16 protein-coding genes and 1 riboswitch are annotated in these 12,889 nt (G+C 46.4%); of the genes, 15 read left to right on the forward strand and 1 reads right to left on the reverse strand.

What is annotated here, in order from left to right; all coding sequences use genetic code 11:
- Positions 1 to 35 precede the first annotated feature (35 nt).
- Complete coding sequence (locus GX348_05845) at positions 36 to 971, forward strand: methyltransferase (protein ID NLP41711.1); 936 nt, start codon at positions 36 to 38, stop codon at positions 969 to 971.
- A gap of 132 nt (positions 972 to 1,103) precedes the next feature.
- Here GX348_05845 and GX348_05850 read toward each other — a convergent pair whose 3' ends face one another.
- Positions 1,104 to 1,370: a hypothetical protein gene (locus GX348_05850; GenBank protein ID NLP41712.1), complete on the reverse strand. Its 267-nt coding sequence runs from the start codon at positions 1,368 to 1,370 to the stop codon at positions 1,104 to 1,106.
- Between the two features lie 261 nt (positions 1,371 to 1,631).
- Between GX348_05850 and GX348_05855 the strand changes: the two genes are divergently transcribed.
- From GX348_05855 to GX348_05920, 14 genes are all read left to right on the forward strand, one after another.
- Positions 1,632 to 2,399, forward strand: coding sequence for a LamB/YcsF family protein (locus GX348_05855; protein NLP41713.1), 768 nt, complete (start codon positions 1,632 to 1,634; stop codon positions 2,397 to 2,399).
- 13 nt (positions 2,400 to 2,412) lie between these two features.
- The gene (locus tag GX348_05860; GenBank protein NLP41714.1) at positions 2,413 to 3,204 is read left to right on the forward strand and encodes a putative hydro-lyase; all 792 of its coding nucleotides are present in this window, start codon (positions 2,413 to 2,415) and stop codon (positions 3,202 to 3,204) included.
- A 60-nt stretch (positions 3,205 to 3,264) separates the two neighbouring features.
- A complete protein-coding gene (locus tag GX348_05865; GenBank protein ID NLP41715.1) occupies positions 3,265 to 4,494 on the forward strand; it encodes a divalent metal cation transporter in 1,230 nt (409 codons plus the stop codon).
- A 31-nt stretch (positions 4,495 to 4,525) separates the two neighbouring features.
- Positions 4,526 to 5,263, forward strand: coding sequence for a 5-oxoprolinase subunit PxpB (gene pxpB, locus GX348_05870; GenBank protein ID NLP41716.1), 738 nt, complete (start codon positions 4,526 to 4,528; stop codon positions 5,261 to 5,263).
- A 1-nt stretch (position 5,264) separates the two neighbouring features.
- Positions 5,265 to 6,290: a biotin-dependent carboxyltransferase gene (locus tag GX348_05875; GenBank protein NLP41717.1), complete on the forward strand. Its 1,026-nt coding sequence runs from the start codon at positions 5,265 to 5,267 to the stop codon at positions 6,288 to 6,290.
- A 212-nt stretch (positions 6,291 to 6,502) separates the two neighbouring features.
- Positions 6,503 to 7,912, forward strand: a complete 1,410-nt coding sequence (locus GX348_05880; GenBank protein ID NLP41718.1) for a long-chain fatty acid--CoA ligase — start codon at positions 6,503 to 6,505, stop codon at positions 7,910 to 7,912.
- A complete protein-coding gene (locus tag GX348_05885) occupies positions 7,909 to 8,247 on the forward strand; it encodes a hypothetical protein (protein NLP41719.1) in 339 nt (112 codons plus the stop codon). Before GX348_05880 ends, GX348_05885 begins: the two co-directional genes overlap by 4 nt.
- Complete coding sequence (locus tag GX348_05890; GenBank protein ID NLP41720.1) at positions 8,232 to 8,621, forward strand: SGNH/GDSL hydrolase family protein; 390 nt, start codon at positions 8,232 to 8,234, stop codon at positions 8,619 to 8,621. Before GX348_05885 ends, GX348_05890 begins: the two co-directional genes overlap by 16 nt.
- Positions 8,622 to 8,668: 47 nt before the next feature.
- A riboswitch (TPP riboswitch) is annotated at positions 8,669 to 8,776 on the forward strand.
- 86 nt (positions 8,777 to 8,862) lie between these two features.
- On the forward strand, positions 8,863 to 9,087 hold the full coding sequence (thiS, locus tag GX348_05895) for a sulfur carrier protein ThiS (protein NLP41721.1): 225 nt from the start codon (positions 8,863 to 8,865) through the stop codon (positions 9,085 to 9,087).
- Between the two features lie 3 nt (positions 9,088 to 9,090).
- Positions 9,091 to 9,870, forward strand: a complete 780-nt coding sequence (locus tag GX348_05900; GenBank protein NLP41722.1) for a thiazole synthase — start codon at positions 9,091 to 9,093, stop codon at positions 9,868 to 9,870.
- Positions 9,871 to 9,875: 5 nt separating this feature from the next.
- Positions 9,876 to 10,976: a 2-iminoacetate synthase ThiH gene (gene thiH / locus GX348_05905; GenBank protein ID NLP41723.1), complete on the forward strand. Its 1,101-nt coding sequence runs from the start codon at positions 9,876 to 9,878 to the stop codon at positions 10,974 to 10,976.
- A 21-nt stretch (positions 10,977 to 10,997) separates the two neighbouring features.
- A complete protein-coding gene (gene thiF, locus GX348_05910) occupies positions 10,998 to 11,618 on the forward strand; it encodes a sulfur carrier protein ThiS adenylyltransferase ThiF (GenBank protein NLP41724.1) in 621 nt (206 codons plus the stop codon).
- Complete coding sequence (gene thiE / locus GX348_05915; GenBank protein ID NLP41725.1) at positions 11,619 to 12,296, forward strand: thiamine phosphate synthase; 678 nt, start codon at positions 11,619 to 11,621, stop codon at positions 12,294 to 12,296.
- A gap of 93 nt (positions 12,297 to 12,389) precedes the next feature.
- Positions 12,390 to 12,842 (forward strand): nucleoside deaminase, encoded by a 453-nt coding sequence (locus GX348_05920; GenBank protein NLP41726.1) that lies wholly within the window; start codon positions 12,390 to 12,392, stop codon positions 12,840 to 12,842.
- The last annotated feature ends 47 nt before the right edge of the window (positions 12,843 to 12,889 follow it).

The following is a 12,889-nucleotide window of genomic DNA, read 5'->3' on the forward strand; positions in this document are numbered from 1 at the left end:
TACTATTGTTAAAAAATTAACTTGGAGGGAAGGATATGCCAAATCTAAACAACCTTACGGTTCCGCAGGAATTGTTAGTAGTTGGCGCAGCCTTGAAGGGAGGAGTTTTCGAAAGCTTGTACGAAAAACCGGCCACGTTAGAGGCGTTAGTTAAGGATTTAGCGATGGATTCGAGGGCAGCTTGGACGGTAGTAGAGGCGCTTATTTCCCTTGGCTATATAAAAAGAAAGGACGAAGTGCTAGAGTTAACTCCGGAAGCAGTACAATTATTTTTCGACGAAACCAGTGAACATTATATTGGCTACTCGCTTATACATACCTTCAATGTTATTAGATCCTGGACTAACCTGCCGGAAATACTCAAGACAGGGCAGCCCCCGGAGCGGGTGCGGGATGAACAGGATGCCCGGGGTTTTATGGCTGCTATGAAAAAGAGTGCGAAGCAAGTTGCCGACTGGCTTGTGGATATTTGTCTGGCCGGTCTGCCGGCAAATCCCCGTATTCTTGATATTGGCGGAGGGCCGCTGAATTATGCCCGTCCTTTTGCAACTGCCGGAGCATCAGTCACTGTTCAGGACTTACCGGAAATTTGTAAGCTTATGGGACCAACTATCTTACCCGGCGAAGATATTAAATTTTCAGTTGGCGATTTTACTGAAACTATTACGCCCGGTCAATTCGATCTGGCTTTTCTGGGCAATATCTGTCATATCTACGGTGCAAATGAGAATATCCGGTTATTTAAGCGAGTAAATGGCTCGTTGATGGACGGCGGACGTATCGCGATTTTGGATTTTGTCAGAGGTGAAAGCTCAATGGCTGAACTTTTTGCCGTTAATATGCTGGCAAATACCAAAACCGGCGGTACATGGACGTTGCAACAGTATACTGACTGGCTTAAATCAGCCGGCTTTAGTCAAGTTGAGATGCATAGTAAAAATGATCGGCAGATTATTACCGCGCATAAATAAGACTAAAAGGGAGCTATAATCCCCATCAACTTGCAGTTAGTTGATGGGGATTATATTTATCGTTATCATCCTTTGTAGTGGAAGCACTGAATCTTCGCAAAGTAATGAGTATGTATGCGGCATGCTCACCACCTATCGCGGCAACGGCTGGAGATCTTCAGAAGAATCAGGTGTGGGAACTCCCTGATTAGGTGCTACTGGCGTATTATCATCTACCAACTTCATCTTAATTTTGGAATTAGCCGTTTGGTGATCCGACATGTTTCTTACGAGCGGGGTGCTACTTGGTTCCAGGGATTCAGAGGAATATACGATCGCGGCGACGGGGGCAGCCATGAAAAAAAAGGTTGTAATTATACTCATAATACCATGTACTAAACGTTTAAAATTACTTTTCATGACAAGCTCCTTTCTGGAGTGCAGCGTATTGATGGGTTTATTATAGGGTATAATTTTTAGGTTTCTTTTTGAAAAATACTTTAATGCCGTTGGTAAAATCGGGTTTTAAGAATAAAAGCGGCTGGTTGGCGGTTTTAGAACTAATTATAGAAATACTACATAATTGAATTAATAGGAGAATAAATCTATTAATAAGATGAGGATCGTGTCAGGTAAGCATTCGCAGCATTGGTGGTAAATACTTCATAGGGAGGTGCAAGTTTGAAAAAAAGTGTTGATTTGAACTCAGACCTTGGGGAAAGTTTTGGCGCCTATACTCTCGGTCTTGACCAGGACGTGCTCCGGCAGATAAGTTCAGCAAATATTGCTTGCGGTTGTCATGCCGGAGATCCAATGGTCATGAAAAAAACAGTAGGACTAGCTAAAGAATTAGGGGTTGCAATCGGGGCGCATCCGGGCTTTCCGGACCTTGTAGGCTTTGGCCGCCGTCAGATGGCCTTATCTCCTGACGAGGTAAAAAACTATGTAATTTATCAGGTGGGAGCGTTAGAGGCTTTTGCAAAAGCCACAAAAGCCAAACTCCAGCACGTCAAGCCGCATGGAGCTTTATACAATATGGCAGTCAAAGATGAAAAACTAGCCGCAGCAATTGCTGAGGCTATTGCTGCCGTTAATCCGGAACTGATTTTTGTCGGTCTTGCCGGTTCCCAGATGATCAAGGCCGGACAGCAGGTTGGTCTGCGGGTGGCCAATGAAGTGTTTGCCGATCGGGGTTATAACAGCGATGGTACGTTGATAATGCGGGGTCAGCCCGGGGCCATGATTTATGACCCGGAAGAGGCGGCAGCCCGAGTGATTAAAATGGTAGCCGAGGGCACAATTACAGCTGCCGATGGCCAAGAGATAGCAATTTGTGCCGATACCGTCTGCCTGCATGGTGACAGCCCTGGCGCAGTGGAAATGGCAAGGACTATTCGTATGAGGCTGGAAGAAGCCGGAATTCAGATTTCTCCGCTTAGTCAAAAATAGTAAGGAGGGATTGTTGTTGGATTATACAGCTCTTTCACCGTCGGAAATACGGGCCTGCATTCGCCGCGGTGAATGGCGGCGACCAACAGCCGGTTTGGCGCCGGGGGTTGCCCAGGCTAATCTTGTGTTCTTACCTAAAGTACTAGCCTTTGATTTTCTGCTGTTTTGTCAGCGCAATCCTAAGCCTTGTCCGGTTTTAGATGTAACTGATGCCGGAAACCCGGAACCCAAAATCGCGGCCCCCGGTGCAGACTTACGTACTGAAATTCCCAAATACCGGATTTATAAAAAAGGAGCTTTTGTTGACGAAGTCACCGATATAGTAAGCTACTGGCGGGAGGATTTAGTGGCTTTTCTTTTAGGTTGTAGTTTCAGTTTTGAAAGTTCAATGCTGCGGGCCGATGTGCCGGTGCGACACATCGAAGAAAACTGCAATGTGCCAATGTATATCACTAATATTGACTGTCAGCCGGCTGGGATGTTTAAAGGCCCGCTTGTCGTTAGCATGCGGCCGCTGCCGCCGGGTAAGGTGGTAAAAGCCGTTCAGATAACCTCGCGCTTCCCGGCAGTGCATGGAGCACCGGTCCATATCGGGGACCCGGCCCAGATAGGGATTAAAGATTTAAGCAAACCTGATTTTGGTGATGCCGTAACAATAAACCCTGGTGAGACGCCGGTCTTTTGGGCTTGCGGCTGTACGCCGCAGGCGGTAGCGATGGAGGCTAAGCCGGAGTTTATGATTACTCATGCTCCGGGACATATGTTTATAACCGATATCAAAGACGAGAGTATTGCAACGTTATAAAGTGAAACTTATCTAGGGGTTTGTTTATTGGGGTAAATTTAATGATGTGGAGGGGTATTAATGAGTGGACCACTTCTTACACCAGAACAAAACGCCCGCAAGGTAAAAAGAAATTGGTCGGTGCTATTGGGAGCTGCTTTTCTAATGGCAACTTCGGCAATAGGACCAGGTTTCCTAACCCAGACAGCAGTATTTACCGAAAGGTTTCAGGCTAACTTTGCTTTTGCCATTTTAGCATCAATTATTATCGATATCGGCGCTCAAATGAATGTATGGCGGGTTATAACCATGTCCGGCAAACGTGGCCAAGATATTGCCAATATGGTTTTCCCGGGTTTGGGTTATTTTGTGATTGCGCTAATTGCTTTAGGCGGCCTAGCTTTCAATATCGGTAATATCGGCGGTTGTGCTATGGGCTTTAATGTTCTGTTCGGGGCAGATTTAAAAACAGGCGCTTTAATTTCTGCCGGTATTGGCATTGCAATTTTCCTTTATAAGGAAATGGGTGTTGCCATGGATACCTTTGCGAAAGTTCTTGGCGGCATTATGATCCTCTTAACAGGTTATGTTGCCATGACTTCCAATCCGCCGGTGGCTGAAGCAGCAGTCAAGAGTGTGCTCCCAGATAATTTTGATTCCTTGTTGCTGCCAATGGTAACTCTGGTTGGTGGCACTGTAGGCGGTTATATCACGTTTGCCGGCGGTCATCGACTCTTGGATGCCGGTGTCGTTGGCAAGGAAAATTTAGGTGAGGTAAACCGGAGCGCAGTGACCGGTATTGTAGTTACCGGCGTAATGCGGGTATTGCTGTTCTTGGCTGTACTAGGCGTTGTCGTTGCCGGCTACAAACTCAATCCGGCAAATCCGCCTGCTTCGGCATTCCAAATTGCGGCAGGAGATATCGGTTATAAGTTCTTCGGCATGGTCCTCTGGGCGGCTGGGATAACTTCAGTTGTCGGCTGTGCTTATACAACCGTTTCTTTCCTGCGTTCAGTTCATAAGTGGATTGATATCAATGTTCCTAAGATGATTATCTTCTTTATCATTGCCTCAACAGCAATATTTGTAACCATTGGCAGACCAGTTAATCTGCTCATTTTAGCCGGTTCACTTAATGGCCTGATTTTGCCGATCACATTAGGTACGATGCTGCTTGCCGCCCGTAACAAGAGAATCATTGGCGACTACAAGCATCCGACCTGGCTGATGATATTTGGTATCCTGGCCGTTCTTATTACAGCTTGGGCCGGCTGGCAATCGCTTATGGGGATGCAGGCCCTGCTTAAGTAGTTAATTTAGTACGGTTGGAAGGAGGGGGGATATGTACAACAAGGCGCGCTGCCTCCCTGCCGGAGATAAAAGTTTAGTTGTAGAATTCGGCAATGAAATAAGTGAAGTGATTAACCGTAGAATACGTGGGATGATGATTGTGCTGGCTAATCAGCACATCGCCGGGATTACCGAATTAGTCCCGACCTATCGATCGCTGACTGTTTATTATGACCCGCTTGTTATTAATTTTGATGAACTATGCGGTATTATCAGCGATGCCGAGAAAAATCTGAGTACGTTAGAGCTGCCAAGTCCGCAGGTAGTAGAAATTCCGACTGTGTATGGCGGTGAATTCGGGCCCGATCTTGAATTTGTTGCTCAGTATCATAATCTTTCGGTTGACGAGGTAATTGCTATCCATACCTCGACGGACTACCTGATCTATATGCTGGGCTTCACACCAGGATTTACCTATCTAGGAGGAATGTCGGAGAAGATTGCGACACCGCGGCTCAAGACGCCGCGTACTAAGATTCCCAAAGGCAGTGTGGGAATTGCGGGTAATCAGACTGGGATGTATCCGATTGACAGTCCCGGCGGCTGGCAGCTCATCGGGCGTACGCCATTGCCGCTTTACGATCCTTCCCGGGAAATCCCGGTAATGTTGCGGGCTGGCGACTATGTGCGCTTTATCCCGATTGACGCCGACCAATATAAATTGCTGGAAAGTCAAATTAGCTCAGGGGATTATCATCCTGTGACCTATCAGCTGAATCGGAGGGAGTAATATGCGGGTACTGGAAGTAATAGAACCCGGTCTGCTGACAACGGTTCAAGATTTAGGTCGTTGGGGTTACCAGCAGTATGGGGTGCCGGTGGCAGGTGCAATGGATGGATACGCGCTGCGTCTTGCCAACCGCTTAGTCGGAAATGCGGAGAATGCGGCCGGTTTAGAAGTGACAATGCTAGGGCCGGTACTAAGGTTTTGTCAGTCGACCCTCATCGTGATAACCGGCGGTGATTTAATGCCGCAGATTAATGGATGCAGTGCCGCAATGTGGCAAACATTGGCTGTGGAGTCCGGTGATGTCCTGGACTTTGGGGGCTTGCAGAGCGGCTGCCGGGCTTATATTGCGATAGCCGGAGGCATTGATGTCCCGGTCATAATGGGGAGCCGCGCGACCTATATCCGCGGGCAGCTTGGCGGTTACCAAGGACGGCAGCTTAAAAAAGGTGATTACTTAGAAAGTGGCAATAAGACTAAGGACGTAGCAGTTGGTACCAGAATTCCTGCTGAGTTGATTCCGATGTACGGCGATGAATATAAAGTGAGAGTGGTTTTAGGCCCTCAAGATGACTACTTTCCTCCTGAAAGCATAGCCGCTTTTTTGTCCGAAACCTATACCGTAACAACCGAAGCTGATCGTATGGGGTATCGGCTTGATGGCGCTAAGATTGCCCACAAAGCTGCTGCCGATATAATCTCGGACGGAATAAGCCTGGGCTCTATTCAAGTTCCCGGTCATGGTATGCCGATTGTGATGCTTGCTGACCGGCAGACTACCGGGGGTTATACAAAAATTGCCACCGTGATTTCAAGCGACATTCCCATTCTTGCCCAAGCCAAGCCCGGTGATAAGCTGCGCTTTTCGGAAATAACAGTCGGCGAAGCGCACAAGATACTTCGTGAAACAGAAATAAAACTGGCGGCCTGGAATCCATCTCGATCAGTCGAAGTTCTAACGTCCCCCTGCAGAAGATTTCGGATAAAAGTCGATGGTTGCTTCTATGAGGTGGATGTCAGAGAAGGTTAAAGAAATTTACCAGTCAGAATAATTTCATAATCGTACAGTACAGAAAAAGGTCTCAACCTACGGGAAGAGACCTTTTTCTGTAAAAGTGGATAATTTTGTTTATAATTAATGGGGTTTTGCAGGAGTTCCGCTATTTATATGGTAATAAGTGGATAAAGTCGTTGGTAAATGGTTAGGGGAAAAGGGAAGCTTTGTTGCGGAGGATGATTAATATGCATGTCACTGATTTATTTATCCGGTCGTTAGACCGGTCCCCAAACAAAACGGCCTTAATATGGGAGTCAGGTAGTCTGACATATTATCAGCTTTATCGAATAATTCTCAGCAATATAAAGATCTTCTCTCAGAATTCTATCCAAGCAAATGATAGGGTAGTGATTCATGCATCTAATGGCCCGGAATTTTTAGCGGCTTATTTTGCGCTTTCTTTTATTGGTGCAATCCCAGTAACTATTGGACCCAAGAGTACTATCTGCGAACTTAAAAAGATGTGTGATACTGTAAAAGCCTATAAGATTGCAGCCGAAAGCAGTGTCTACGCTAAACTAAAAAAGCATTTGCCAAACTGCTCAATAGCATTAATTACAACAGAGCCAGACCGGAGGGGACCAGGAAGATTTAAACAACTAGGCAGTACTGAGTATGGTCAAATAAGGTTTACTTCAGGCACTACAGGCAAAGTTAAGGCCGTGTTGCTATCCCAAACTAATTTGACATGGCGGCTCGAACAACCGGGAACACATTGTTTGTCTGACGATGTATTTATTTGCTGTATTCCATTTACCTACCGGATTATTAAAGTTCTGTTAGCAATAGGCATGGGAGCTACAATTATTTCCATGAAAAGTTTCACGATAAAAACGCTTGCCTCATATCTTGAAAAGTATCCTGCAACATGGATATGGGGCACTCCGGGCATATACAATGTACTGACAGACGGTCTTGCTAAAGAGGCATTAAAAAGCATTCGGGGCGTGTCCAGCCTAGGTTCTTATTTGCCTCCTAAGATACAGGAATTATTCCAAAATAAATTTGGCTGCAATATTTATCAAAATTATGGGCTTGCCGAGGCTATGGACTCAACAGAGATGTCTGCTAATGAGGTTCCGTTATTCGGATCGGTCGGTAAATTACGGGCAGGTGTTGAGGTCAAGTTCTTAAATATAGATAATGACCAAGGTGAAATTTTGCTTAGAGGGCCAAATGTAATGTTGGGCTACATTAATGGGGCTCAGCTGACATCTGAGGGTATCGAGGATGGCTGGCTTAGAACCGGAGATTTAGGCTACATGGATAAGGCGGGATACCTTTATATAACCGGTCGAAAAAAGCAAATTATAAATGTTGACGGTTTAAAAGTTGTACCGCAAGAGATTGAGGAAGTTCTATATCAACTGAGTGGGGTAAACTTCGTGAAGGTTATTGGTAAGCAGGATAGTTTAAGGGGCGAAATTCCTGCTGCTTATATTAAGTTGGATAGTAGCGCAAGGCTTAGCAAAGCTGAGGTTAAGAGACATTGTTTAGAGAGATTATCCCCTCATAAAGTGCCGAGACAGATAGAATTTGTTGAAGCAATAGCACTGAGGGAAAATGGCAAGTTTGATCAGAGGAGTTGTATATGAATAATTCTTCAATACTAATAGTAGGGGCTTGTACTATAACCGGTTATCATACACCCCCCACATTGGCTTTGCCAATTCAGATTAAGCGAGCATTTAAAAATAATCCGGATGTTGATGTGTCGATAACCAGCAATACCAGTTGTGTTCATAATCAGACTCTAGAACAGATGTATGCCGTATTAGAAAGTGAACTGGAACTGAGAAAGTTTGATATTGTTATCCTGCAATTCTTTAATCATTACTTAAGCAGGTTAAGCGCAAAAAAAACCAGTAAATGGGATCGGCGAAAATTTAAGTACTTAAAAAGTATACAAAAAGATTGCCGCCGCAGTTAGGGCAGGAATTATACAGTCGGTATGCAAGCAGCTTTATAGATTCCGAATATAAAACTAAGCTAAGCAAGTGCGTTGAGTTGGTGCAAAATTATAATCAGGATTGCCATGTCTTTTTGATGACGCCAATTGCGCCCACTCACAAAAAGATCTGCTATATGACAGAGGTTTTTTATAAGCACTACCAGCTTGTCCATCAAGTAGCTGACTGCTATAGCGGCGTTAAAGTTGCTGATATCTATACTCCCCTTAAAGTATGTTCTAGTGGCGAGGTTTATCAAGCTGATGGAACTCATCTTACAGACAAGGGACAGAAAGTAGTCGCTGAAGCTATAATCAAAAACCTTGAAACGGTGATAAAGAAAGGACTAAAGTAGTCTTGACATAGAAAACTCAGAGCAGTAGAATAAAGGCAATTGAAAATGCACGTTACCGAGGGAGCTCATGTTATGGGCTGAGAGTGTGCTATAAGCACTTACCTCTGAACCTGATCGGGATAATGCCCGCGTAGGAAAGGTAGTGAAAGCGTATTTTTGCGCACCCTTTTTTTGGCGGGGTGCGCTTTTATTTATTTTTATAGCTTTTCTGCAAATCAGGAAATAGTAGCGACGTGTATTTATCTATTGGAGAGGAGGCGATTTTATTTCTATTGTAGTAAACGGGGAAGAAATTCAGCTTACAAAGGGCAGTACAGTTGAACAACTGCTCGAACAAATGGGGCTGAAGGGCAGGCATCTGGTTATAGAACTGAATGAACAAATACTAACCCGGCAAGACTGGGAGACTGTGGCTTTACAGGACGGCGACCGGTTGGAAATTGTAACATTTGTAGGAGGAGGCTGAACTATGGATATTAATAATTGGGAGATTGGCGGCAAGAAACTAAGAAGCAGACTGATTGTTGGTACAGGAAAATATGCCGATCAGAGTATCTTACCGCAGGTGATGGAAGCGGCGCAGACTGATGCGGTGACCGTTGCCGTTAGAAGAATTAGTGCCGAAAACTTGCAGGAGAATATTATGGACTGTATTCCTAAGGACGCAGTTTTAATGCCGAACACTTCAGGGGCACGAAACGCCGACGAGGCTGTGCGGATTGCTAAGCTGGCCAGAGCCGCCGGCTACGGTGACTGGGTTAAAATTGAAGTTATTGCTGACGCGCGATACTTAATGCCTGATAACCAGGAAACGATTAAAGCAACCCGAGTTCTCGCCGCTCAAGGGTTTAAAGTATTTCCCTATATGAACCCGGATATCTATGCCGCACGGGAACTTGTCGAAGCCGGAGCAGTGGCAGTTATGCCGCTTGGCGCGCCGATTGGCAGCAACCGCGGTCTGCAAACCCGAGAAATGATTCGCATCTTGCTGGCAGAGCTGCCTGATACCCCGATTATCGTTGATGCCGGCATCGGGCGTCCGTCTGAAGCAGCTGAAGCCATGGAGATGGGCGCTGCAGCAGTTATGGTCAATACTGCCATTGCCTCCGCCGGTGACCCGGTCAAGATGGCTGCCGCCTTTGCTCATGCGGTGTCAGCCGGAAGGCTTGCTTATCTTGCGGGACTAGGAAGGCAGCTGGACGCTGCGGTGGCTTCCTCGCCGCTCACCGGTTTTCTGGGGAGGAGTTGAAGCTTATGTCCGTTAACGAGTTAATAAAGGAATATAAGGATTTTGATTTTGATTCATTCTTTGAGAAGCTTACGCTGCGGGATGTTGACAGGGTGTTGGATAAAGACAGGCTATCGCCGCAAGATTACCTTACTTTGCTGTCGCCGGCTGCGGTCGGACGGTTGGAGGAGATGGCCAGACGTGCTCAGACTGAGACAATAAAGCATTTTGGGCGGACAGTCCAGCTTTTTGCACCTATTTATGTATCAAATTACTGCATAAATACCTGTGTTTACTGCGGCTTCAATCATGAAAACCAATTTGCCAGACGGCACTTATCGCTGGACGAGGTGGATAGAGAAGCTCAAGTAATCAGCCGGATGGGGCTTAAGCACATTCTGTTGCTGACAGGCGAGCACCCGACAAAGTCTACCGTTAATTACATGGCCGATTGTGTGCAGGTCTTAAAGCGGCATTTTAGCTGCATAAGTGTCGAAGTATACTCGCTGACCGAGGAAGAATACCGGCAGTTGGTTAATGCCGGTGTTGACGGAATGACAATGTATCAGGAGGTTTATCAGCAAGAGTGCTACGAACCGTTGCATCCATCGGGGCCTAAGAAAGATTATCTATTCCGGCTAGACGCGCCGGAACGGGCTTGCAAGGCCGGTATGCGAACTGTTACTGTAGGAGCGCTGCTTGGTTTGGCTCCCTGGCGCCAGGAAAGTTTCTTCACCGGTCTTCACGCTGCTTACTTGCAAAACAGATATCCGGCAGTCGATATTCAGATTGCTCCACCCCGGTTGCGGCCCTGTCACGGCGGATTCCAGGCGATTGCGCCTGTAAGCGACGTAGATCTTGTGCAATACATAATGGCATACCGTATCTTTATGCCGCATAGCGGTATCGGTCTATCAACAAGGGAACGGCCAGAGTTACGCGACCAATTGATTAAGCTTGGCGTAACAAGGATGTCGGCTGGAGTATCGACCGCAGTCGGCGGGTATAGCGATAAAAAAGAAGAAGGCCAGTTTGAGCTTGCCGACGAGCGCGGGGTTGAGGAAATTCGCTTAATGTTAAAAAAGAACGGCTATCAACCGATTTTCCAAGATTGGCACTATCTATAACTTGGCCGGAAAGAGGGAGTCATGGATTTTAAGACAGCCTTAACACGCTATTTAACACAGCAACAACTGGACGCTATTGAAAAAGTCCAAATCGGAATTGCCGGTGCAGGGGGCCTGGGTTCTAACTGCGCTGCTGCTTTAGTTAGATGCGGCTTTAAAAAGTTGCGGATAATCGACTATGATTGCATCGAGCCCAGCAATCTTAATCGGCAGTTCTTTTTTGCCGACCAAATAGGGATGGCCAAGGTTGAAGCATTAGGCCAAAACTTATGCCGTATAAATCCTGATCTGGAACTCGAACTTATTCAGCAGAAAATTACGGCTCAAAATGTCGGCGATTGGTTTGAAGACCGCCAGGTCGTGCTCGAATGTTTAGACGTTCCTGCTATTAAGAGTCTGCTGGTACAGCATTATGCATCTGCCGGCAAGTTAGTTGTTGCCGTATCAGGAATTGCGGGTTGGGGAAATAGCGATGATATTGTGGTGCGGAAGGTCGGCAGTAAATTATTTGTAATCGGGGATGAAAAAAGCGGCATTGACAATATGCCGCCACTTGCTCCCCGGGTTGCCATTGCAGCTGCCAAACAGGCGGATATTGTACTGGCCTATATTCTTGGCAATATGCCGCAGGAGGGAAGATAGATGATATTACGCCGCGAAAGGATACGGCAATTTTTAAGGGCTGATCTATATGGGATTACCGACTCGCCACACTCGCGGGGAAGAGCGACAATCGAAGTAGTCAAGGCCATGCTTGAGGCCGGTGTTACAATTATTCAGTACCGCGAGAAAGATAAAAACTCCGGTGAAAAGCTTAGGGAATGCCGCGTTATCAGAGAACTGACAAGACAAGCAGGCGCGCTGTTTATTGTTAATGACCGTCCTGATTTGGCCCTGATGACTGAAGCCGACGGAGTGCACATTGGCCAAAATGATTATCCGCCCAGTGAAGTTCGGCGATTAATAGGTCCTGAGATGATATTGGGTCTGTCGACTCATGCTCCGCTTGAAGCTGAACGGGCGGAAAGGGATGAAGCCGTTGATTACATCGGTGTCGGCCCGCTGTTTCCAACTAGGACCAAGCGGGATGTCTGTCAGCCGGTAGGCTTGGAATATCTAGATTTTGTTGTACAAAATATTAATATTCCCTTTGTAGCCATTGGCGGCATAAAAACTCATAATATTAAAGAGGTAGCTAATCGCGGTGCTAAGGTTATTGCGGTAGTGACTGAGATTACCGCTGCGGAAGATATTAAGGCAACCATCGCACAGCTTAGAATGCAACTAAAGGATGCTGCTGCAAGGTGTACCAGCGAATAAATACCAGTTAGTGAGGACTTGCAATTTGGAACGTAGATAAGCTATAATATTGTTCATTGCAAAATACATTGATGCTGCGTGGTGACCGCACTTATGGACGATAACTATTATATGGGGCTAGCGTTCGCTGAGGCCCGCAAAGCTTACGATATCGGCGAAGTGCCAATCGGCGCTGTATTAGTTATCGGCGCCGAGGTAATTGCATCGGCTCATAATATGCGTGAGACTTGGAATGACGCGACAGCCCATGCCGAGGTCATTGCTATCCGGGAGGCTTGCCGCAAACTGAATCGCTGGAGATTGACGGGAGCTACACTTTATGTTACTATAGAACCGTGTCCGATGTGCGCAGGCGCGCTTGTTATGAGCCGGGTTGACCGGCTGGTGTACGGCAGCAGTGATTACAAAGCGGGCGCTGTTGAGTCGGTATTTAATATCGTTCAACATGATGCTCTTAATCACAGGCTTGATGTGACAGCTGGAATAAGAGCTGATGAATGTGCTGCAATCATGAAGAATTTCTTCAAGGAGCGGCGCAAAAAATAATATACGGAGAGGTGTCCGAGCTGGCCGAAGGAGCCTGACTCGAAATC

The sequence above is a fragment of the Veillonellaceae bacterium genome (assembly GCA_012523975.1).
In the GTDB taxonomy this organism is placed as follows: Bacteria; Bacillota; Negativicutes; order JAAYSF01; family JAAYSF01; genus JAAYSF01.